Source organism: Corynebacterium glutamicum ATCC 13032 (assembly GCF_000011325.1).
Lineage (GTDB): Bacteria > Actinomycetota > Actinomycetes > Mycobacteriales > Mycobacteriaceae > Corynebacterium > Corynebacterium glutamicum.
This window is the reverse complement of the sequence record NC_003450.3, coordinates 1121814-1141255: the sequence shown is the minus strand read 5'-3', so window position 1 is coordinate 1141255 and position 19442 is coordinate 1121814. Positions and strand designations below refer to the sequence as shown.

The following is a 19442-nucleotide window of genomic DNA, read 5'->3' as shown; positions in this document are numbered from 1 at the left end:
GCTCAACGTTATGAAAGTCACGATTTTCCATAATCCGCGTTGTTCCACATCCAGAAATACCCTCGCTTACCTCCGCGACAAGGACATTGAGCCTGAAATTGTTCAGTATCTCAAAGACACGCCCACCGCTTCCGAGCTCAAAGAACTATTCAATACGCTGGGAATTCCAGTCCACGACGGCATCAGAACCCGCGAAGCTGAGTACACAGAACTGGGCCTGTCACCAGAAACACCTGAAACTGAGCTTATCGACGCCATCGTTGCCCATCCCAGGCTCCTTCAGCGTCCGATCGTGGTGACGGCCAAAGGCGCGCGCATTGCGCGCCCCAAAATCGACGTCATTGACAGCATCTTGTGACAACATTTTGTAGAGCAACCATCTAGACTGTTCTTTATGTCTTCTGCGTCATTTACCACCAAAGCACTGTCCGTACTCGCAGCTTTAACGGCTGCGTCTGCCCCCTTAGTGGCGGCGTCACCTGCACATGCTTTGGCAAATGCTCGCAACGTTACGGGTTCAAGCACCACTTCAGATTCAATTGTTCGTCTGCACATCGGTAACACTGCATGTACAGGAACCATGATCACCCCAACGTGGGCGATCACCGCCCGCCACTGTATCCCTGAGGGCGGTATTGCCGGTGCAGCTATTGGTTCAAGCACTTTGAGCCAATTTCAGCAGGTGTCCCAAGCGATCTTGCACCCTACTGCGGACTTAGCTCTCGTTGAGCTTCCCAATCAGGCAAGTTCCAACACGGTTGATCTCTACGGTGCACACGTGCAGCCTGGTGAAAATGGTCAAGCAGCCGGCTGGGGTGGGTACTCTGCCTTTGGCCAAAATGTTGCACAGCAAGCCGATGTGCAAATTCAACGCAGGGTAGTCAATGTGCCAAGCCCCGACCGCACCGCTGTGCTGCTTGAAGGCACTGTTTCTAACGGTCGTCTCGTACCAGGCGATTCCGGCGGACCTTTGTACATCAATGGTCAACTGGCTGGTGTGCTCAGCATGTCCACTGACGTAGAAAACGATGCACTAGACGGCACCGTCGGCTGGTACATCCCCGTTGCTGAACACGCCGAGTGGATCGCCTACTACACCGGCAAGCACATTGCCCCCATTGCTGGTGCGCCCGCAGAACTTGTTGACGCCACCGCCAACCCCACCTTCATCCCTGCTCCACAGCCTTTCACCGGTTCATCCATCGGTGGTTGGGCGCTGGGCAGCTCCTAGAATATGCTGATCTCCCTGCTGATAGTCCTTATCCTGGGAGTAGTCTGCATCGGTATAGGAATTCACTTCATCGGAAAAGATCGGCATTTTCAATCTAATGCGGTCGAAGTCGAGGCAGAAGTAACTGGATTTGTTGAGCTCGAAGACGAACGCTATCTGACGCAGTACCGCTTCGAGCTTGACCACCACGAGGTGTTCGGAGTTCTACCGAAGTCCACTCCCCGACCCATCACCACCAAAGGCGCCGTGATTCCCTTGCTGGTGAACAGAGACGATTCCACTCAGGTTCGGCGCCTCACTGCACGCAAGGACGTCACCTTGAGGTTCTTCCTCATTTTGATCGGGGGCCTCATGGTCTGTACTGCTGTGCCACTGCTATTTTTCGTTGCCTAAAACGATAGTGCTTAACGCACTTCACTTGAGATAGCCTCAAATACGTCACGAGTTAGTGGCGCGAGCTTCTTCGATCGTGGTTTAGGCGAGAAGTACTTCGCCTCAGCGAGTTCTTCGTACACATCCGGTGTGTAGTTCAAGAACACATCAAATGTGCTAAACACATGGCAGTCCACATAGAAGCCAGGTTCGTTTGCTGCCGGTGCCTGAAAACGCCCATAAAGATCGAGGTCTTCTTCCTCGAGTTCGCGGCTGCCTGTGCAGGAGTCTCCCACAACTCCTGCTTGCCTCCGGGAAACATGAACAATTCAGTTCCCTCTTTGCGGACGCAGAGAATCTGATCCTGATCATTGGGGATTAGAACAGCTGCGATGCGGATTATGTTAGACGGACTCAAAAGACAGCCCTTCTGATCCATCACCACGTCGAAAAGCAATCTTCATCTCGTCGCGCCGAGCGAAGCCGACCAGATGGCCGCCGATGACATTTTCAAAACGCTCAACCAGGCTGGCGGGCGATTCAATGTGGAGCAACAGCACGCCGTCGCCGGCAACCAGATCACAGGTAGCAGATCCATCAAAAGCAAACCGCTGGTCTTCGTGGTCTGGGCCCTTTCCCACCAAGACAACAGACCCCCGTTCTGCCTCCGGGTCCCAGCTTGTGCTCAGTTTTTCACCCAAATGGCTAGTTAACTGTTTGGCATAGCGCGAGGGACGATCTATAGAAACGCGCGCGGTGGATGTAACGATCATGGATCTTGATTCTATCCCTAAAGTGAATTTTCCTCTTCTTTCAGCTTAAGACCAGCATAAATAAGGTCATGAAGCGGAGTTTTCACACCCACTTTGTGCGCTGCCCGCACAATTGCACCTGTCTGAGCCTCAAGCTCACTAGCCACTCCCGCGGCCAAATCACGCTGCATCGAACTCGTCGAATTCTCAGGCATCCGATCCGCAAAATTCATGGTGCGCTCCACCGCATCGCTCGGCAACGCAACACCTGCCGCGCGAGCCACCTCAGCCACCTCTTCCATCAAGGCTTCCAGGGAAGCCCTAAAATGCGTACGCAAGGTACCTAATTGCTTTTCGACGAAAGCCCCCAACCCGCCGAAAACCTCTACGAACATGGCTTTCTCCCACACATCCACCAAAATATCGGGATGCAGAACTCCGTCAATACCGGCCTGTTCAAGAGTGCTTGCGAATTGCCTAGAAAGTTCACCAGAATCACCAAACGTGTAGGACAGTGGGCCTCCCTTGTATGACACTGAGGCTGGCCCCTCATGAACAAAGAACCCACGAACCACACCAGGCCACACACGATCAGCACCGATACTCTTCGCTGCTAGATCAGCAGATTCAATCGAATTCTGAGTAATCGCGACCACCGAATTCGCAGGTATCCCACCCAAAAGTTCAGCGAGATCTAAAGACCGCGATAATGCTTTAGTAGCAATCATCACTACATCTGCATCTTTTAGTTCTTGCACGCTCGCAACTGCAGGAATTGGTACGTAGCGTTCGCCTCTTGCATCGTTGATGTGGAGTCCTTTAGACTTCAAGGCTTCTAATGTTCGTCCACGTGCAACCATCGTGATATCTGCACCAGATTCTTGTAACAACGCTCCGAAATATCCACCAACTGCACCAGCGCCAACGATCGCAATTTTCATACCTGCTATCTTGCCTGAGCACAGATAAGATTTGTAAGCACTACCCCTTCTCTACAAAGGAGTCATCAATGGCCGGTGGATTGGCAGCACTATTAGACGATGTCGCAGCAATTACTCGAGCGGCTGCAGCCAGCCTCGATGATGTCACGGCGATGGCTGGAAAAACCAGCGTTAAAGCCGCAGGCGTGGTTGTAGATGACACGGCAGTTACCCCGCAATATGTTCAAGGTGTCAAACCTGCACGCGAACTGCCCATGATTTGGCGGATCGCTAAGGGCTCTTTGGTAAACAAGATCATCATCATTTTGCCCATCGCGTTGCTTCTTTCCGCGTTTGCTCCGTGGGCTCTCACACCAATTTTGATGCTGGGCGGCTCCTACCTGTGCTTCGAAGGTGCAGAAAAGATCTGGCACTCCCTCCACAGGCGCATCAAAGGTGAACAGCACAGCACCGAACCCAAGTCGCAGGAAAGCCCAAAGTCAGAGGATCAGCTGGTCAAAAGTGCCATCACAACTGACCTCATCCTTTCCGCAGAGATCATGGTTATTTCACTCAATCAGATTGCAGATCAAACTATCTGGATGCAGGCTGCGGTTCTTTTCGTCGTAGGTATTGGCATCACCGCGCTCGTGTACGGCGTAGTCGGTGTTCTTGTGAAAATGGATGACGTCGGACTTACACTTTCAAAGCGTGACTCCGCAGGTATCCAGAAATTTGGCCGCGGCTTGGTCAAAGCGATGCCCATCGTTCTTCAAGTTATTTCTGTTGTCGGCGTTTTTGCCATGCTGTGGGTTGGTGGCCACATCATGGTCGTTGGAACTGAAGAGTTAGGATGGGAACTTCCCTACCACCTTGTTCACGGACTAGAGTCCTGGGCTAACGGTATCGGAGGCAGTGCTCTGGGATGGGTTGGCAATACTTTCGGGTCACTTGTGTTCGGCCTCATTTGGGGCGCGATTATCACCGTTGTGGTCAGTGTGATCAAGAAGTTCATTCCACAGCGTGCGCAAAACTCGTCTCATTAGTGGAGAGTTGTTCGCTGTAATTTCGCTGTACAGTTAATATGACTTTTTACTGTCTCAATCAATTCACAAGTTTGCACGAAATTTAAGGAAAGGAGTGCCCAATGTATACCCATTCAACAGGCACTCCTCAGCTTGATTTCGACGGTGACATCTATCCCCTTCACCTCTTCTTCTCTGCACAGACTGCCCAACATTTCGCTCTCGAGCGCGTCAATTGGCATGTCTTACGCGCTATTGTGAAACCTGAGCAAGGCGAACTCATCGTCGAAGCGCTTCTCGCACCAATAGAATCCGCAACAAAAATCGGTGTTTGGGTTCAAGATGAATTTCTCGGGGTGATTGCAGAGTCCCAGTTCCTGTTGAATTCTCAATTGTCTCGAATTTTTGCCTCTGGCCACCTGATTTCCAGCCAACTACTTCTCACACCGAGTAAAGGATCTCTCGCTTCAGTTCTTCTTCCAAACCTAAAATTCGGGCTCATCAGCAATGATCCTCCACGAGCTGATTCCCACCTCTTACCGCTAGGCAGAATGTGGCGCGTTGAGCCCACCGTTCATGCTCTGTTTGAGGATTTCTCACTTGGCTCCACGATTCTTTTTGGGCTGAGGCTTGATTTAGAAGCCCTAATTGTCTCCTATAACGGAATAGAATGTGGCATCTTAAACTTTGATGACGCCTCAGCACTAAGCTCTGCTGTGAAATTCTCAAATGCAAATGGTCTCACCCCCACGGTGCTCGGCCACGTAGTCCGGGAGAACGGTGAAACATCCTTCGAGATTGACGTTCTCCCACTGGAGTTGTGGTCGAAGAAGCAGCATCGCCTTGAGGTTTTAAAAATCCCTCGGTTGATACCTAAAGAGGCAGATTCCCAAAATTATGTGAAGGCGACAGCGCTCCTTTCAGACGAGATTCTGCGACCACAAACGCTGTCCAAAAAGGCACTGTCTTTGTCGGACACCGCAGTTAAGTACAGCCCTCATGTTGCTTGTGGCGTGGGGATGTTTAGTCTTTTCGCCGTTATTCCCTTTGACAAGTTGAGTGATCATAGTGCGATGCTGCTCGCAGTCATTAGCTTGATGCTTTTTGTGCTGGCATTAGTAATTCTTTTCAAGAGAATTCAGTCAACTAATACTCAGCGTTGGAACTTGGCCTCGTCAGTCGGATTACTCGCGACACTTCCGATTATCATATTCCTGGTTGCTGATACATTGATTCCTCAGGGCAGCCTGGAAAACCATGCTCAACCCGACGTACAGGTAACAACGTTAGCTAACAGGCGGCCAAGTTCACCTACCTCACTGGACTCACTAGGCGCACTGAATTCACCAAGTTCGCCGAATTCCCCGAGCTCATCAATGCTGCAAAACTCTGAAATGTTCGCCTCACCACCGATCGCCTCTGGGCAGTCACCGGTTTCGACGTTCCGCTCATGGCTAGATCGATCCATTCTGCCACTCACACGAGAAAATTCCGCTTCAGAAAGCGCAGTGACAGCTCTTGGACCGTCGATAGTGCAGCCTGCATCTGAATCGATTACAACTCCAGCTCAAACGTCGCAAAGTCGCCACGCAATTGACGATGGTGACGACAGTAAAACCTCAACGGGAAGACCAGCTCCCACTACTAACTCGCCGATCATTGCTCTTCCCCCAACGTGGATTATCGGGCCGGAAGATCCAGAATCCACCGACCCTACAGCACCAACCGAGCCCACCGAGCCAAGCGAACCTGTAGCAACCGACGAACCCTCAGAGACCTCTGAACAAACTTCACCTCTCTTAGCTCCGTCGACCACCCCCGAAACTGAACCGGAAACAACTGAAGCTCCGGTGGAGACCACCGAAGCTTCATCAGAAATTACCGTGAGCGAAGTAAATTAGTTCAGCGCAGCAAGTGCAGCGTCGTAATCAGGTTCAGTGGAGATCTCATCAACCAACTGGGTGTAAGCAACCTTGCCGTTTTCATCGACGACGATGACGCTGCGTGCAAGAAGACCCTTAAGTGGTGAGCCTTCGAGCACGATGCCGTTGTCTTCACCGAAGGTGGAACGGAATGCGGATACTGGGGTGACGTTCTCGATGCCTTCTGCGGAGCAGAAACGGCCCAGTGCGAATGGAAGATCCTTGGAGATGCACAGCACGGTGGTGTTTTCCAGGCTTGCTGCTGCCTCGTTGAACTTGCGGACTGATGTTGCACAAACGCCGGTGTCAACGGATGGGAAGATGTTCAGGACAAGCTTGCGGCCCTGGAAGTCCTTTGAGGAGACCTCGCCCAGTTCGGTGTTGACGAGGTTGAACTCTGCGAGGTTGTCGCCGACCTGTGGCAGTTCGCCGGAGGTAGCAGTTTCGTTGCCTTGAAAATGTGTTTTAGCCATGGACCCCATACTAGGGAGAGTTTTGTTTTGGTGCTAGAAAAGGTTCACCAAGCGCGAACAGGCCTATGCAAACGGTACGATATGACACATGCAAAAAGCTGATTCCCATGATTGGATTTCGGTCCACGGTGCGAATGAAAACAACCTCAAAAATGTGTCGGTGCGCATCCCTAAAAGGCGTCTCACCGTGTTCACGGGTGTGTCGGGATCTGGCAAGTCCTCGCTGGTGTTCGGCACAATTGCTGCGGAATCACGCCGGTTGATCAACGAAACCTATAGCACTTTTGTGCAAGGTTTCATGCCGTCGATGGCAAGGCCCGATGTTGACCATTTGGAAGGCATCACCACGGCGATCATCGTCGATCAGGAGCAGATGGGCGCAAACCCACGGTCTACGGTGGGTACCGCAACTGATGCCACCGCGATGTTGCGCATTTTGTTTTCCCGAATCGCGGAACCTAACGCGGGTGGCCCGGGAGCTTATTCCTTCAACGTCCCCTCTGTTTCCGCATCCGGCGCCATCACGGTGGAAAAGGGCGGAAACACCAAGCGGGAGAAAGCTACCTTCAAACGCACGGGTGGCATGTGCCCAGCGTGCGAGGGCATGGGCAGGGCCTCAGACATCGACCTCAAAGAGCTTTTCGACGCCTCCCTCTCCCTCAACGACGGCGCCCTGACCATCCCCGGTTACACCCCAGGTGGATGGAGTTATCGGATGTATTCAGAATCGGGCCTTTTTGATGCTGCCAAGCCTATTAAGGATTTCACCGACGAAGAACGCCACAACTTCCTTTATCTTGAGCCCACCAAGATGAAGATCGCTGGCATCAACATGACCTATGAGGGTCTTATCCCCCGCATTCAGAAATCCATGTTGTCTAAGGATCGCGAAGGCATGCAGAAGCATATTCGTGCGTTCGTGGATCGAGCGGTTACCTTCATTCCTTGCCCTGCGTGTGGTGGAACTCGATTAGCGCCACATGCCTTGGAGTCCAAGATCAATGGCAAAAACATCGCTGAGTTGTGCGCGATGGAGGTCCGTGATTTGGCCAAGTGGATCAAAACGGTGGAAGCCCCCTCGGTTGCTCCCCTGCTCACCGCACTGACTGAAACCCTGGATAACTTCGTGGAGATCGGTTTGGGCTATATCCAACTCGATCGCCCCGCTGGCACGTTGTCTGGTGGTGAGGCACAGCGCACCAAGATGATCCGCCATTTGGGCTCTGCATTGACTGACGTCACCTATGTTTTTGATGAACCCACCGCCGGTTTGCACGCCTACGACATTGAACGCATGAACAAGTTGCTGCTCGATCTTCGCGATAAAGGCAATACCGTTTTAGTCGTGGAGCACAAGCCGGAAACCATCGCCATTGCAGATCATGTGGTGGACCTTGGGCCAGGTGCAGGCGCGGGTGGAGGTGAAATTCGGTTTGAGGGGAGCGTCGACAAGCTTAAAGACAGCGACACCGTGACTGGCCTCCATTTTAATGACCGGGCGTCATTGAAGGAATCCGTGCGTGCGCCGCATGGCGCCCTGGAGATCCGCGGGGCCGATCGAAATAATTTGAACAATGTGGATGTCGATATTCCGCTCGGCGTGTTCACGGCGATTTCCGGCGTTGCAGGTTCGGGTAAGTCCTCGTTGATTCATGAGATTCCGCGTGATGAGTCGGTTGTGTTTGTCGATCAAACCGCAATCCACGGTTCTAATCGTTCCAATCCTGCGACATATACAGGCATGCTGGATTCGATTCGCAAGGCTTTTGCCAAGGCCAATGATGTGAAACCGGCGCTGTTCTCCCCCAATTCTGAAGGCGCGTGCCCAAACTGTAAGGGCGCCGGCTCGGTCTATGTCGATTTGGGCATGATGGCTGGGGTATCTTCGCCGTGTGAGGTGTGCGAGGGCAAGCGTTTTGATGAGTCCGTGTTGGACTACCACTTTGGTGGCAAGGACATCGCAGACGTGTTGGGGCTGTCGGCTGCCAATGCGTATGAGTTTTTCGCGGCGAAAGATTCAAAGATTTTGCCTGCGGCAAAGATCGCAAAGAGGCTTGTCGACGTCGGCCTCGGCTACATCACCCTCGGCCAGCCGCTCACCACGTTGTCCGGCGGTGAACGCCAGCGTTTGAAGCTCGCCACCCACATGGCAGACAAGGCCACCACCTTTATTTTGGATGAGCCCACCACAGGCCTGCACCTCGCTGATGTGAAAACCTTGCTGGATCTTTTTGATCAACTGGTTGATGACGGCAAGTCTGTCATCGTCATCGAACACCACCTCGGCGTGCTCGCTCACGCTGACCACATCATTGATGTCGGCCCTGGTGCAGGTTCTGATGGTGGCTCGATTGTATTCGAGGGCAGCCCCGCGGAACTCATCAAAACTGATACTCCAACAGGACGCCACCTTAAAGCTTATGTAGATTAGTTTCTTATGGAAAACCCTGGTGATCTCGGCGCTATGCCACAGTACGGTTTTGAGCATATTTCGATGCTCATCACCGCTGTGGTTTTAGCGATTCTTGTCGTCCCCATTGCTCGTCGATTCAACTTCGCACCGGCATTTGGCTGGGTGCTACTCATCGCAACACTTCTGTCGAACCTGTGGAATTTTATGCCCGGCTATTACACGCTGGACCAATCTTGGCCATTCCACTTCTCAGATGCATTGCGCATTATTGCTGCCATCGCATTGATTAATCGCGCGCGGTGGGCAGTTTCAGTGACTATTTTGTGGGGCACCACGATCAACCTGATGTCACTGCTCACTCCAGATGTTCAGTATTTACAGGTTCCCTGGCTGGAGTTTTTAATGTACTGGTTTATGCACATTTCTGTGTTCCTAGCAGCTATAATTCTCATTTTCGCTTTTGGAGAAAAGCCAGGGCTGTCCGGAGTGGTTATGTCCGTTGCAGTGGCGATTAGCTGGGGCATCATGTGCCTCATGGTCAACGCATTTTTGGGAACCAACTACGGGTACCTCTCCACAGAACCAGAATCAGCGTCAATTCTGGATTTGTTGGGAGGATGGCCGTTCTACATCGTCGCGGAAGTATTACTCCTGTGTGCAGTGTGGGCTTTGTGGTCTTATCTGATTGATAAGCTGCCTATCACGTATCGCCCTGCTTACCGTCCGAAAACTCGGAAGGCCGCTGCGTAACCGCCCTCTACCTCGAGAAACGCCGGAATGAACTCCTCCGGCTTCGGGGGATCTGGAAGAGCGGCCAAGTATTCCTTGTGAGCTTGAAGGGATGCAACTCCGGCATCAACAGAATCTTTAGCCAGATCCATGGTGTGGGTGGGCTCTGGGTGTCCGGCAATGATGATGACTTCAGCTCCCCACGGCTGCAGATCCTCCTGCAACAGCTCTGGCTGCGCCCACGGATTAGCGGCATCGCGGGTCGCATCAATTGCGGCTAATCCCGCCACGCGGTGATCCGCCTGGTTCAAACCACCGTAGGCCTCTACATCAAAATTGGATACCACCACAGCATTTGGTTTACGGATCCGGATTTCCCGAGCAATATCTTTGCGCAGTACCAGATTGTACACCAACATGGAATCTGGGTGATTCAAAATGGTGAGATTTCTAACTCCTACCACATCACATGCAGCCCGCTGTTCCGCTGCGCGCAATGACCCGGTTTCTTTAGGGTCTAAACCTTGGATACCTGCCTCCCCGTGGGTGAGCAGCAGGTAAGACACCTCCACCCCGGCGTCTGTCCATTCTTTAACAGCCGCGGAAAGCCCATACTCCGGATCATCTGGGTGAGCTACCACAATTAAGACGCTTGACCAGTCCTGCCATTGCAATGTCTCAAGTGCACTCATTCCCACCAGGCTACCTAAATCAGGCGAACATGCTCATCATGTAAACACCGAAAAGCATGAGCAGCACCGAGCCATGCACAGCACTGACTTTCTTGGAGCTAAACGCAATGGCTGTCACCGCAATGGTGGTTCCCAGCAGCAACAAGTTGATCGGGGTCTCCCCCAAAACTACATCTTGACCTGTGATCACGCCGATCACTAGAACAGCTGGGATTGTCAGCCCCACCGTTGATACTTGGGCTCCATGCGCGAGGTTGCTTACTCGCTGAATCTCTCCTGTCCACGCAGCTTTCAAGGAGGTGATGGTCTCTGGCAAGAAGACAATGGTGGCAATAATTAATCCAGCCATTGCTACGGGTGCACCAAGGCTTGCCAGGACTTCATCCATCACCGTGGCCATGTCATGGGACAGCAACACGATGGGGAGCACAGTGATAATCAAGATTAAGCCTCTAAATGGGACCTCCCATTTTGCTGCGTCGTCTGCCTTTTCTGCGACCTCGACCTCTTGAAATTCACCAGCTTGGGCACCCATTTGGCGAAACAGGAAGAACCCGTACACCACTGCTGTCAGTGTTGAAATAACAAGTGCCTGCCCAGTGGAGTATTCTCCCCTGAAAGCTGGAACCGCAAAGGCGATTACGGAAAAAGTTGCGATCAGCACCAAGTAGGTCGGAGTTCCCACCCCATTGTGTGGCATGCTTCCATGCCTTAAACCACCAATGAGTAGGCACAATCCCACGACCAAACCCATGATGATCATGGACACTGCCATCACGGAATCCCGACCAGCAGTGGTTGAATCAGCAGGCCCCAGCATCACCGCACAGATCAAAATCACTTCAATGATCACGATCGACAAGGTAAGGATCAACGATCCAAAAGGATCACCCAAAATATGAGCCAAACGCTCCGCCATCTTCACCACGCCAAATGCGCAGAATAGGATGACTGCCACGATCAGCGCCAACTCAATAATTGATGGCAGTGTGATGAGGGGGATGATAAAAATCGATGCCCAGCCGACAAAGATGCGGGCATAATCAATTGGTTTTAGCCAAGAAAACGGCATGTTCTCTAGTCAAACTTTCTTAAGAACTCTGGGCCGTTCCCAGGCTGTCATAGATTTCTTCGGGTCGTCCCGAAGCCTCATCAGAACCTAGCACAATCTCATGATCCACCTCAACGCCTAAAGAGAAATGGCGTTGCTCCTGCTGCGCCCACACTTTCCAAAATGGTGCGTAATCAGGATCGCGGTTGAGGGCGCGCTGTTTTCTTAAAGCCTCAGGACCAGTGATACGAACGGTCACCAGCTCGCCCAACAGCGATGCCTTGCGTTTTGTTGCAGCAGTGATTGATCCAGAGCCTTCGATAATGAGACTTCGACCAGGCTCCAACTTGATCCAATCGCCTTGGCAATTGTTGTGCCAATCCCACGTGAAGAAACCGGGGTTGTCCGCGTCCAAAACATGGCGTGCAACAATCTCCGATGCCGCTTCAAGGCCAGTCCAACCAGGATAAAAGTCATCCAAATGAACCAACTGAAACCCGGTGCGGGCAGCTAACTCACCCGCCAAGGTGGTTTTGCCCGCACCGGATTGTCCATCAATTAAAACTGTGATCATGTGCCCAAGAACTTAAAGAAACCAGTCTGAATGGACACGGTTAGAGCGATCGCGGAAATGGCAGCACACACCAAGATGAGCACCAGATCGCGCGCGCCGACGGTGGATTCCCTTGCCCAGGTGCGGCCAGTCGTGCGACCAAAACCGCGTGCTTCCATCGCCGTTGCAAGCTTGGATCCACGGCGAAGCGAGAGCACCAACAAACCAAAAGTCATGGTGAAAAAGTGCTTGATCTTGCCCTGATCAGCAATTCCGCGGGCACGCCTTGCCCTGGACATGGAGTACCAATCTTCCCGAAAAAGCGTCATCAGTCGGCTTCCTGCCACAGCACCGATGACAAACCTTTCAGGCAGTTTGAGCAGCTGCGCCAAACCATCGCCCAGGTCGGTGGGATCAATGCGAGCAATCAGCACCACAACGGGCAGACCAATCGCCAGAACACGCAGCCCAATGGCAGCAGCCAAAGCCAGTGAATTATCAGTGACGTGAATGAGCAGGAAGCTAAAGTACTCTTTTCCATCCGGCCTGCCATAAAGCGCCATGGATAATGCAGCCACCGGTGCCATGAGGAACAGCATCCAGCCACGTTTCAGCAGCATCTTCCAGGTCACGCCGGCAAATGGTGCCAGAATAATGGTTGCCACCAGCGCGATCGCTGCCGACATCACATCCAAACTCAGCAGCAACGGCGTGGTCAGTACCATCAACGCGATGATGCGGGTGACGGGATTAATTTTGATCAGCAGGTTCACTTCGCGCTCACCTCAATGTGGTGATCGCCCAGCGCTGCGATGAAATCAGGATCATGGGTTACCGACACAATGCTGATTCCGTTGTCTGTTAATTCACGCAACATCGTCACCAGCTCTGTGAAGGTCTCGGGATCTTGGCCAAACGTAGGCTCATCCAAAATGAGAAGTTTCGGTGCTGCCACCAAGGCTGTCGCCACAGATAGGCGGCGCTTTTCTCCACCACTCAAGGTAAACGGATTGGCGTTTTCCAAGTGGCGGAGGCGCAAACGATCAAGCAGCTCCTCGATGCGCTCGCTTGCATCGACTTTCATGATTTTCGGCCCAATTTCTAGCTCATCACGCACAGTGCGCGCCACAAATTGGTGCTCTGGATCCTGAAAGACAGTGCCAATACGTGCAGCTAGATCAGCTGAACGCCACTTGTGCGGGGGCGTGTTAAGGCCGCCGCGCACCGTGTCAGAGAGTTCCAGCTGCCCACTTTTCGGCGGAAGCAATCCACCCATGGTCAGCGCAAGTGTGGATTTTCCAGCGCCATTCGGCCCGGTGATCACCGTCGAGGCGCCTTCCGGCACCTCAAAACTACGCAGGCCGCCCCAGGTGCACAGCAAATCATTCGCCCACAAGATCGGTTTGCTTGTCGACGGCTGCGCCCCAGGCAACTGGCCCACCTTGATCAACTCTGCAGGTTGGACATCTTCGCCGTCAGTAATACTGATGATCCGGTCAATGATGTTGACCCACAGCTCATGGCGGTGTTCCACCACGATGAGTGTTGCTCCAGTTTCCTGAACAACGCGATCCACTGCTGCGACCACATCTTTTTGGCCTTGAGGATCAAGGTTTGCGGTGGGTTCATCAAGCAGAATCAGACGAGCACCCATGGCGATCACACCGGCAAGAGCGAGGCGTTGTTTTTGGCCACCGGAAAGATATTTCGTGGGGTGGCTCAGTGGTAGATCCAAGCCCACCAATTCAAGTGCTCGTTCCACCCGTGGCCAGATTTCCTCGCGCGGAATTTGGAGGTTTTCGCAGCCAAACGCCACATCATCGCCGATGCGGGAGGCGATGACTTGGGAATCTGGATCTTGGAGAACCAAACCGATGGAGGGGGCGTCGACAAGCAATTCGCCCGTAGAAACGCCCTCATCAGAACCGCCTAAAACGCCAGCGAGCGCGGCGAGTAGCGTGGATTTTCCGGCGCCGGAAGCGCCGGTGAGCAGGATGCGTTCACCAGGTGCGATCTCGAAGTTGATGTCTTTGAGCGCGGGGTTTTCCCGGGAAGCATGGCGGTAGCCAAAGTTGCGCGCAACAACGCGCGTTCCAAGTGCGGTGGTCATTTATACCTCGCGGCCAGCGGCGAAACGATCAAGTGCACCAGTCCTCGCCAACGCGCGGACCAGGTACCAGCTGAGCAGGCCGGCAAGGATCGCACCGGAAATAAGGACAGTGGTGGAATAGATGATGTTGAAGGACATCGTCTTTGCGAGGTTTCCGTAGAAGAACATTTCCAGGAAAATTGCGCCGCCACCTGCGCCCATACCTGCAAGCATGGTGGTGGGCAGGCTGTAGCGACGGTAGAGGAACAGCGCGAAGATGATTTCAGCGCCGATTCCCTGCGCCAAGCCGGAGTAAATGGTGGAGATACCAAACTGTGAAGCAAGCGCTGCAGAGACACATGCGGCCACTACTTCAACGAAAATTGCGGCACCCGGCTTGCGGATAACCAACCCACCGAGCACACCACCGAGCAGCCAAATACCAATGGCGATGCCGCCAAGGCCTGGTGTGAGTGCGTGAAATGCGGTGGTCCAGGCGTAGCCGATGGAATTCCACACGATGAAAATCAATCCGCAGGCGACACCCAAAACGGATGCGATGACGATGTCAATAACACGCCAGGAAGACTTTGGTTGATTAGTTTTTTGCATGGCAGGACTAGCCATATTTTTCCTCCCTATCGCCGGCATTATCCGGATCAGGTTCGACGGTCGTGGCTATGCCAGATCTCAGCCCGGATTTTCACCGAGCACCCGTGTCTATGAAATTTAAGTACGCGTTCACAGTAGCTTAAACCAATTGGAAATCCTAGAAACTGACCTAGATTAATACATAACCACCCCAACCCCTGACACACACCCCTAATTACACCCTGGCAGCATGAGCTGAAACGCTTTTCCGCTGGCTGTGACTTCAACCTCAGAAAATGCCTGGTTCGCAAGGCGAACAGGTTGTCACGGAATGCACTTTCACTTACATTGAGTCCCAAATCACTGTGAGGTGCACCATTTAATGGACTTCACCTCCAGTGGGTCAATGAAAGGAGTTCCCCATGAACCACGTACCAGTGGCAATTATTGGCGCAGGACCAGCAGGACTAACCCTCGCCCACCTCCTCCACCTTCAAGGTGTGGAATCAATCGTCTTTGAATCCCGCACCCGCAAGGACGTCGAAGAAACCGTCCGAGCAGGCATCCTGGAACAAGGCACCCTGAATCTGATGCGCGAAACCGGAGTCGGCGCACGCATGGAAGCAGAAGCCGATCACGATGAAGCAATCGACATCTCCATCAACAATGAGCGCACCCGCATTCCGCTGACCGAACTCACCGGCCACAAGGTTGCGATCTACCCGCAGCACGAATACCTCAAAGATTTCATTGCCAAGCGCATCGAAGATGGCGGCGAACTCCTTTTCACCACCACTGTTGATTCCGTAGAAAACTACGAAGGCGACCTCGCCAAGGTGACCTACACCGAAGCCGATGGTTCCTCCACCACCATCACCGCCGACTACGTCATCGCAGCTGACGGCTCCAACTCCCCTTACCGCAAGCTGATCACCGAAGACGGTGGCGTGCGCGCCCGCCATGAATACCCTTACGCATGGTTCGGCATTTTGGTGGAAGCACCAAAAACCCAAAAGGAACTCATCTACGCAACCCACCCTGAGGGCTTTGCGCTGATCTCCACCCGTACCGATGAAATCCAGCGCTACTACCTGCAGTGCAACCCTGACGACACCCCAGACATGTGGCCCGATGACCGCATTTGGGAACAGCTGCACCTGCGTGCGGACTCCCCTGGCATCACCGTGTCTGAAGGGCGCATCTTTGACAAGGCCGTGCTGCGTTTCCGCTCCGCGGTCACCGAACCAATGCAAAAGGGACGCCTCTTCCTTGCTGGCGATGCTGCACACACCGTGCCGCCAACCGGAGCTAAGGGCCTCAACTTGGCTGTTGCCGATGTCTCAGTACTCGCGCCAGCACTGGTTCGTGCCCTGAAGAAGAAGGACACCGGCTTGCTCGATAGCTACACCTCCCTGGCAGTCCCCCGCATCTGGAAAGCACAGCACTTCTCCTACTGGATGAGCTCCATGCTCCACGCAGTACCCGGCGAAGATCACTTTGCCACCCAGCGCCGATTCGCTGAATTGCGCTCCGTCCTAGAATCCCAATCCGGCCAACGCTACCTCGCAGAGCAGTACGTTGGGCGCGACCTACCACGCTTCGAGGTATAAACGCTCGTGTCAACGACCACCCCAACCCGCGCAACCAAAAGTGTCGGAACAGTTCTCGCACTCCTGTGGTTCGCAATTGTCCTCGACGGCTTTGACCTAGTCGTCCTGGGTGCAACAATCCCGTCCATGCTGGAGGATCCCGCGTGGGATCTCACTGCTGGACAGGCCACACAGATTTCCACCATCGGCCTCGTCGGCATGACCATTGGCGCACTGACCATCGGTTTCTTAACGGACCGTCTGGGTCGACGCCGTGTCATGCTGTTCTCTGTGGCAGTATTTTCTGTATTCACTCTCCTGCTGGCATTCACCACCAACGTCCAGCTCTTCAGCCTGTGGCGTTTCCTCGCAGGTGTTGGCCTTGGTGGAGCACTCCCCACCGCAATTGCCATGGTGACCGAGTTCCGCCCCGGCACCAAAGCGGGCTCTGCATCCACCACCTTGATGACCGGCTACCACGTCGGCGCAGTAGCAACCGCCTTCCTTGGCCTCTTCCTTATCGACGGCTTTGGTTGGCACTCCATGTTCATCGCAGGTGCCGTACCAGGACTGATCCTGCTACCACTGCTGTACTTCTTCCTTCCAGAATCCCCGCAGTACCTCAAAATCTCCGGCAAGTTGGATGAGGCGCAGGCAGTTGCAGCATCTTATGGACTTTCCCTGGATGATGATCTTGATCGCGAACACGAAGAAGAACTCGGCGAGTCCTCCTCACTTTCCTCCCTGTTCAAGCCCTCGTTCCGCCGCAACACCCTGGCGATTTGGGGCACCTCATTCATGGGACTCCTCCTGGTCTACGGCCTGAACACATGGCTGCCACAAATCATGCGCCAAGCAGACTACGACATGGGTAACTCGCTTGGATTCCTCATGGTGCTCAACATCGGCGCAGTGATCGGCCTTTATATTGCAGGGCGAATTGCCGATAAGAACTCCCCTCGCAAAACAGCACTCGTATGGTTCGTGTTCTCTGCATTTTCCCTCGCGTTGCTTGCTGTCCGGATGCCACTGATCGGTCTGTATGGCATCGTGCTGCTCACCGGCATCTTTGTGTTCAGCTCCCAGGTACTCATCTACGCCTTCGTTGGTGAGAATCACCCTGCCAAGATGCGCGCAACCGCCATGGGATTCTCCGCAGGAATTGGTCGCCTCGGCGCCATCTCTGGCCCGTTGCTTGGTGGTCTGCTTGTCAGTGCCAACCTTGCTTACCCATGGGGCTTCTTCGCTTTCGCTGGCGTCGGTCTGCTGGGCGCGCTGATTTTCTCCGCATCGAAGACTCTGAGGCATCGCGAGAACGCTTAAGTTTTAACACTGAAAAAGGTCGTTGCATTTTCTTGAGGTTGAAAATGCAACGATCTTTTTATGCTTTTAGTCTGAGGAAATATTCCACATCACACCAAATTTATCAAAAACCTGGCCAAAGAAACCGCCCCACGGAGCCTGTTCAAACTTCATGGCTTCCTCACCGCCAGCCGCCACAATCTTGTCGATCCGCGCGCGACCATCTTCCACTGACTCCGCGTTATACAACATGGAGTACGCGGTGTCTTTGACGAGCATTTCTCCCTCAAAAGAATCACTGCCAGAAATCAAACCACCATTGTCCAACGTGAGGACGCCGTGCGCCAACGCATCCGCTGGAGGATCAAACGGCATACCTTCCAAGGTGAGCTGACCGTAGGTTAAAAGATTAAGTTCACCACCAAAAACCTCTTGCCAATGTTTCAGAGCTTCCGTGGTGTTTCCATTGAATGCGATGTAGGTGGAAATCGTGCCGACCATGGGTTTCTCCCTCAAAGAAGTTACGGAATTTTCCAACCGCCATCGTACCCATTTATGGCGCGGGTCACAGATCCGCAGGTCGCCGCTTTTCGACGCCCGCCTGCGGCGGGATGACTGTGATGGAGGGGCGCGTCGACAAGCAAAATCTCTTTAGCAAATTCGGTTACTGTGGGGCGCATGAATAACCATTTTGAGCTCAAAGTACCTGGTGGAAAGCTTGTCGTCGTTGATGTGACCACCGATCTGGATTCCATTGCTGACGTGAAGATTTCCGGCGATTTCTTCCTCGAACCCGATGAGGCATTCTTCGCCCTTGGCCGGGCGCTGCAGGGGGCGTCGGTGGGTGATAACACTGATCGTTTGCAGGCAAAGTTGGATGCAGCGTTGGCGGAATATGATGACGTTGAGCTACACGGCTTTAGCACTGCGGATATTGCTTTAGCTGTGCGTCGGGCAGTCACCGGCGCGCAAGATTTCACCGATTATGAATGGGAAATCCTGCACCCAGGGGTGCTTCCTACCCCACTTAACGTTGCGTTGGATGAGCTCCTTTTGGACCAAGTTGCCAGTGGTCAGCGTGGCCCGACGATGCGCATTTGGGATTGGGATGATCGCGCCACAGTGATCGGTAGTTTCCAGTCATATGTCAATGAAATCAACCAAGAAGGCGTTAATGAACATGGTGTGACCGTGGTACGACGCATGTCTGGTGGCGGTGCAATGTTTATGGAGGGCGGCAACTGCATCACCTATTCCCTGTATGCACCGGAATCTCTCGTTGCTGGTTTGAGCTATGAGCAGTCCTATGAATATTTGGATCGTTGGGTGATTGCTGCGCTGAAGACACACGATGTTGACGCTTGGTACGTGCCTATCAATGACATCACCTCCACCGGCGGAAAAATCGGTGGCGCTGCACAGAAACGTCGCAGTGGCGCAGTCCTCCACCACGTGACCATGTCCTATGACATCGATGCGGACATGATGACCCAGGTGTTGCGCATTGGAAAGGTGAAGATTTCCGACAAGGGTCTTCGCAGCGCAAAGAAGCGCGTTGATCCTCTGCGCCGCCAAACAGGTGCATCACGTGAGCAAATCATCGACACCCTAAAGTCCACATTCAGTGCTAGGTACGGCGCGCAAGAAGTAGAGCTCAGCGATGAAGATTTCGCGGCAGGCCACGACCTAGTAAAAACCAAATACGCCACCGAGGAGTGGACTAAGCGAGTTCAATAGT

The 19442-nt window shown here is 53.3% G+C and carries 22 protein-coding genes and 1 riboswitch; of the genes, 10 read left to right on the top strand and 12 right to left on the bottom strand.

Annotation, left to right across the window (positions count from 1 at the left end; genetic code table 11):
* The first annotated feature begins 10 nt into the window (after nt 1-10).
* The 3 genes from arsC to CGL_RS05450 are packed head-to-tail and all read left to right on the top strand — an operon-like array spanning nt 11 to nt 1624.
* Nucleotides 11-358, top strand: coding sequence for an arsenate reductase (glutaredoxin) (gene arsC, locus CGL_RS05460; protein WP_003862103.1), 348 nt, complete (start codon nt 11-13; stop codon nt 356-358).
* Between the two features lie 36 nt (nt 359-394).
* On the top strand, nt 395-1231 hold the full coding sequence (locus tag CGL_RS05455; protein WP_011014118.1) for a S1 family peptidase: 837 nt from the start codon (nt 395-397) through the stop codon (nt 1229-1231).
* A 3-nt stretch (nt 1232-1234) separates the two neighbouring features.
* Nucleotides 1235-1624 carry a DUF3592 domain-containing protein gene (locus CGL_RS05450; protein ID WP_011014117.1) on the top strand — a complete coding sequence of 130 codons (390 nt, stop codon included), beginning with the start codon at nt 1235-1237 and terminating at the stop codon, nt 1622-1624.
* Between the two features lie 11 nt (nt 1625-1635).
* On the opposite strand, the gene CGL_RS05445 is transcribed toward CGL_RS05450, so the two are convergent.
* The 3 genes from CGL_RS05445 to CGL_RS05435 form a co-directional block, all read right to left on the bottom strand.
* Nucleotides 1636-1899 (bottom strand): hypothetical protein, encoded by a 264-nt coding sequence (locus tag CGL_RS05445; RefSeq protein WP_011265683.1) that lies wholly within the window; start codon nt 1897-1899, stop codon nt 1636-1638.
* Between the two features lie 108 nt (nt 1900-2007).
* Nucleotides 2008-2376, bottom strand: a complete 369-nt coding sequence (locus CGL_RS05440; RefSeq protein ID WP_003858604.1) for a DUF2218 domain-containing protein — start codon at nt 2374-2376, stop codon at nt 2008-2010.
* Nucleotides 2377-2393: 17 nt separating this feature from the next.
* Nucleotides 2394-3296 (bottom strand): 2-dehydropantoate 2-reductase, encoded by a 903-nt coding sequence (locus CGL_RS05435; protein ID WP_011014114.1) that lies wholly within the window; start codon nt 3294-3296, stop codon nt 2394-2396.
* Between the two features lie 68 nt (nt 3297-3364).
* Here CGL_RS05435 and CGL_RS05430 point away from each other — a divergent pair, with 68 nt between their 5' ends.
* Together CGL_RS05430 and CGL_RS05425 are read left to right on the top strand one after the other, a co-directional pair.
* Nucleotides 3365-4321 carry a DUF808 domain-containing protein gene (locus tag CGL_RS05430; protein ID WP_011014113.1) on the top strand — a complete coding sequence of 319 codons (957 nt, stop codon included), beginning with the start codon at nt 3365-3367 and terminating at the stop codon, nt 4319-4321.
* A 101-nt stretch (nt 4322-4422) separates the two neighbouring features.
* Nucleotides 4423-6201 carry a hypothetical protein gene (locus CGL_RS05425; protein ID WP_011014112.1) on the top strand — a complete coding sequence of 593 codons (1779 nt, stop codon included), beginning with the start codon at nt 4423-4425 and terminating at the stop codon, nt 6199-6201.
* Here CGL_RS05425 and tpx read toward each other — a convergent pair.
* Nucleotides 6198-6695 carry a thiol peroxidase gene (tpx, locus tag CGL_RS05420; RefSeq protein WP_003858595.1) on the bottom strand — a complete coding sequence of 166 codons (498 nt, stop codon included), beginning with the start codon at nt 6693-6695 and terminating at the stop codon, nt 6198-6200. The genes CGL_RS05425 and tpx overlap by 4 nt on opposite strands.
* 88 nt (nt 6696-6783) lie before the next feature.
* On the opposite strand from tpx, the gene CGL_RS05415 reads away from it, so the two are divergent.
* Nucleotides 6784-9126, top strand: a complete 2343-nt coding sequence (locus tag CGL_RS05415) for an ATP-binding cassette domain-containing protein (protein WP_011014110.1) — start codon at nt 6784-6786, stop codon at nt 9124-9126.
* A 6-nt stretch (nt 9127-9132) separates the two neighbouring features.
* The gene (locus CGL_RS05410; protein ID WP_011014109.1) at nt 9133-9858 is read left to right on the top strand and encodes a YwaF family protein; all 726 of its coding nucleotides are present in this window, start codon (nt 9133-9135) and stop codon (nt 9856-9858) included.
* Here the strand turns inward: CGL_RS05410 and CGL_RS05405 are convergent.
* The 6 genes from CGL_RS05405 to CGL_RS05380 form a co-directional block, all read right to left on the bottom strand.
* Entirely contained in the window at nt 9825-10529 is a 705-nt protein-coding gene (locus CGL_RS05405) for a PIG-L deacetylase family protein (RefSeq protein ID WP_011265681.1), read from the bottom strand. The two genes, CGL_RS05410 and CGL_RS05405, sit on opposite strands and share 34 nt — an antisense overlap.
* Before the next feature lie 19 nt (nt 10530-10548).
* Nucleotides 10549-11601 carry a calcium:proton antiporter gene (locus CGL_RS05400; protein WP_011014107.1) on the bottom strand — a complete coding sequence of 351 codons (1053 nt, stop codon included), beginning with the start codon at nt 11599-11601 and terminating at the stop codon, nt 10549-10551.
* 19 nt (nt 11602-11620) lie between these two features.
* Entirely contained in the window at nt 11621-12154 is a 534-nt protein-coding gene (locus CGL_RS05395) for a hypothetical protein (RefSeq protein WP_011014106.1), read from the bottom strand.
* Nucleotides 12151-12906, bottom strand: coding sequence for an energy-coupling factor transporter transmembrane component T family protein (locus CGL_RS05390; protein WP_011014105.1), 756 nt, complete (start codon nt 12904-12906; stop codon nt 12151-12153). Before CGL_RS05390 ends, CGL_RS05395 begins: the two co-directional genes overlap by 4 nt.
* Nucleotides 12903-14243: an ABC transporter ATP-binding protein gene (locus CGL_RS05385; RefSeq protein WP_003862124.1), complete on the bottom strand. Its 1341-nt coding sequence runs from the start codon at nt 14241-14243 to the stop codon at nt 12903-12905. Before CGL_RS05385 ends, CGL_RS05390 begins: the two co-directional genes overlap by 4 nt.
* Nucleotides 14244-14849, bottom strand: a complete 606-nt coding sequence (locus CGL_RS05380; protein WP_003858584.1) for an ECF transporter S component — start codon at nt 14847-14849, stop codon at nt 14244-14246.
* A riboswitch (TPP riboswitch) is annotated at nt 14841-14950 on the bottom strand. Its footprint overlaps the gene before it by 9 nt.
* A gap of 285 nt (nt 14951-15235) precedes the next feature.
* Here CGL_RS05380 and CGL_RS05375 point away from each other — a divergent pair.
* Entirely contained in the window at nt 15236-16423 is a 1188-nt protein-coding gene (locus CGL_RS05375; RefSeq protein WP_011014104.1) for a 4-hydroxybenzoate 3-monooxygenase, read from the top strand.
* A 6-nt stretch (nt 16424-16429) separates the two neighbouring features.
* A complete protein-coding gene (locus CGL_RS05370) occupies nt 16430-17725 on the top strand; it encodes an MFS transporter (RefSeq protein WP_011014103.1) in 1296 nt (431 codons plus the stop codon).
* 66 nt (nt 17726-17791) lie between these two features.
* Here CGL_RS05370 and CGL_RS05365 read toward each other — a convergent pair whose 3' ends face one another.
* Together CGL_RS05365 and CGL_RS05360 are read right to left on the bottom strand one after the other, a co-directional pair.
* Nucleotides 17792-18205 (bottom strand): VOC family protein, encoded by a 414-nt coding sequence (locus tag CGL_RS05365; protein WP_011014102.1) that lies wholly within the window; start codon nt 18203-18205, stop codon nt 17792-17794.
* Nucleotides 18206-18225: 20 nt separating this feature from the next.
* Nucleotides 18226-18384, bottom strand: a complete 159-nt coding sequence (locus tag CGL_RS05360) for a hypothetical protein (RefSeq protein ID WP_157665531.1) — start codon at nt 18382-18384, stop codon at nt 18226-18228.
* On the opposite strand from CGL_RS05360, the gene CGL_RS05355 reads away from it, so the two are divergent.
* Nucleotides 18383-19441 (top strand): lipoate--protein ligase family protein, encoded by a 1059-nt coding sequence (locus CGL_RS05355; RefSeq protein ID WP_011014101.1) that lies wholly within the window; start codon nt 18383-18385, stop codon nt 19439-19441. The two genes, CGL_RS05360 and CGL_RS05355, sit on opposite strands and share 2 nt — an antisense overlap.
* Nucleotide 19442: the final 1 nt, after the last annotated feature.

What these genes read in the sequence shown, in the direction of transcription:
- arsC (WP_003862103.1), top strand. Translation starts at nt 11, where the DNA reads ATGAAAGTCACGATTTTCCATAATCCGCGTTGTTCCACATCCAGAAAT.
- CGL_RS05455 (WP_011014118.1), top strand. Translation starts at nt 395, where the DNA reads ATGTCTTCTGCGTCATTTACCACCAAAGCACTGTCCGTACTCGCAGCT.
- CGL_RS05450 (WP_011014117.1), top strand. Translation starts at nt 1,235, where the DNA reads ATGCTGATCTCCCTGCTGATAGTCCTTATCCTGGGAGTAGTCTGCATC.
- CGL_RS05440 (WP_003858604.1), bottom strand. Translation starts at nt 2,376, where the DNA reads ATGATCGTTACATCCACCGCGCGCGTTTCTATAGATCGTCCCTCGCGC.
- CGL_RS05435 (WP_011014114.1), bottom strand. Translation starts at nt 3,296, where the DNA reads ATGAAAATTGCGATCGTTGGCGCTGGTGCAGTTGGTGGATATTTCGGA.
- CGL_RS05430 (WP_011014113.1), top strand. Translation starts at nt 3,365, where the DNA reads ATGGCCGGTGGATTGGCAGCACTATTAGACGATGTCGCAGCAATTACT.
- CGL_RS05425 (WP_011014112.1), top strand. Translation starts at nt 4,423, where the DNA reads ATGTATACCCATTCAACAGGCACTCCTCAGCTTGATTTCGACGGTGAC.
- tpx (WP_003858595.1), bottom strand. Translation starts at nt 6,695, where the DNA reads ATGGCTAAAACACATTTTCAAGGCAACGAAACTGCTACCTCCGGCGAA.
- CGL_RS05415 (WP_011014110.1), top strand. Translation starts at nt 6,784, where the DNA reads ATGCAAAAAGCTGATTCCCATGATTGGATTTCGGTCCACGGTGCGAAT.
- CGL_RS05410 (WP_011014109.1), top strand. Translation starts at nt 9,133, where the DNA reads ATGGAAAACCCTGGTGATCTCGGCGCTATGCCACAGTACGGTTTTGAG.
- CGL_RS05405 (WP_011265681.1), bottom strand. Translation starts at nt 10,529, where the DNA reads ATGAGTGCACTTGAGACATTGCAATGGCAGGACTGGTCAAGCGTCTTA.
- CGL_RS05400 (WP_011014107.1), bottom strand. Translation starts at nt 11,601, where the DNA reads ATGCCGTTTTCTTGGCTAAAACCAATTGATTATGCCCGCATCTTTGTC.
- CGL_RS05395 (WP_011014106.1), bottom strand. Translation starts at nt 12,154, where the DNA reads ATGATCACAGTTTTAATTGATGGACAATCCGGTGCGGGCAAAACCACC.
- CGL_RS05385 (WP_003862124.1), bottom strand. Translation starts at nt 14,243, where the DNA reads ATGACCACCGCACTTGGAACGCGCGTTGTTGCGCGCAACTTTGGCTAC.
- CGL_RS05380 (WP_003858584.1), bottom strand. Translation starts at nt 14,849, where the DNA reads ATGGCTAGTCCTGCCATGCAAAAAACTAATCAACCAAAGTCTTCCTGG.
- CGL_RS05375 (WP_011014104.1), top strand. Translation starts at nt 15,236, where the DNA reads ATGAACCACGTACCAGTGGCAATTATTGGCGCAGGACCAGCAGGACTA.
- CGL_RS05365 (WP_011014102.1), bottom strand. Translation starts at nt 18,205, where the DNA reads ATGGTCGGCACGATTTCCACCTACATCGCATTCAATGGAAACACCACG.
- CGL_RS05355 (WP_011014101.1), top strand. Translation starts at nt 18,383, where the DNA reads ATGAATAACCATTTTGAGCTCAAAGTACCTGGTGGAAAGCTTGTCGTC.
- CGL_RS05360 (WP_157665531.1), bottom strand. Translation starts at nt 18,384, where the DNA reads ATGCGCCCCACAGTAACCGAATTTGCTAAAGAGATTTTGCTTGTCGAC.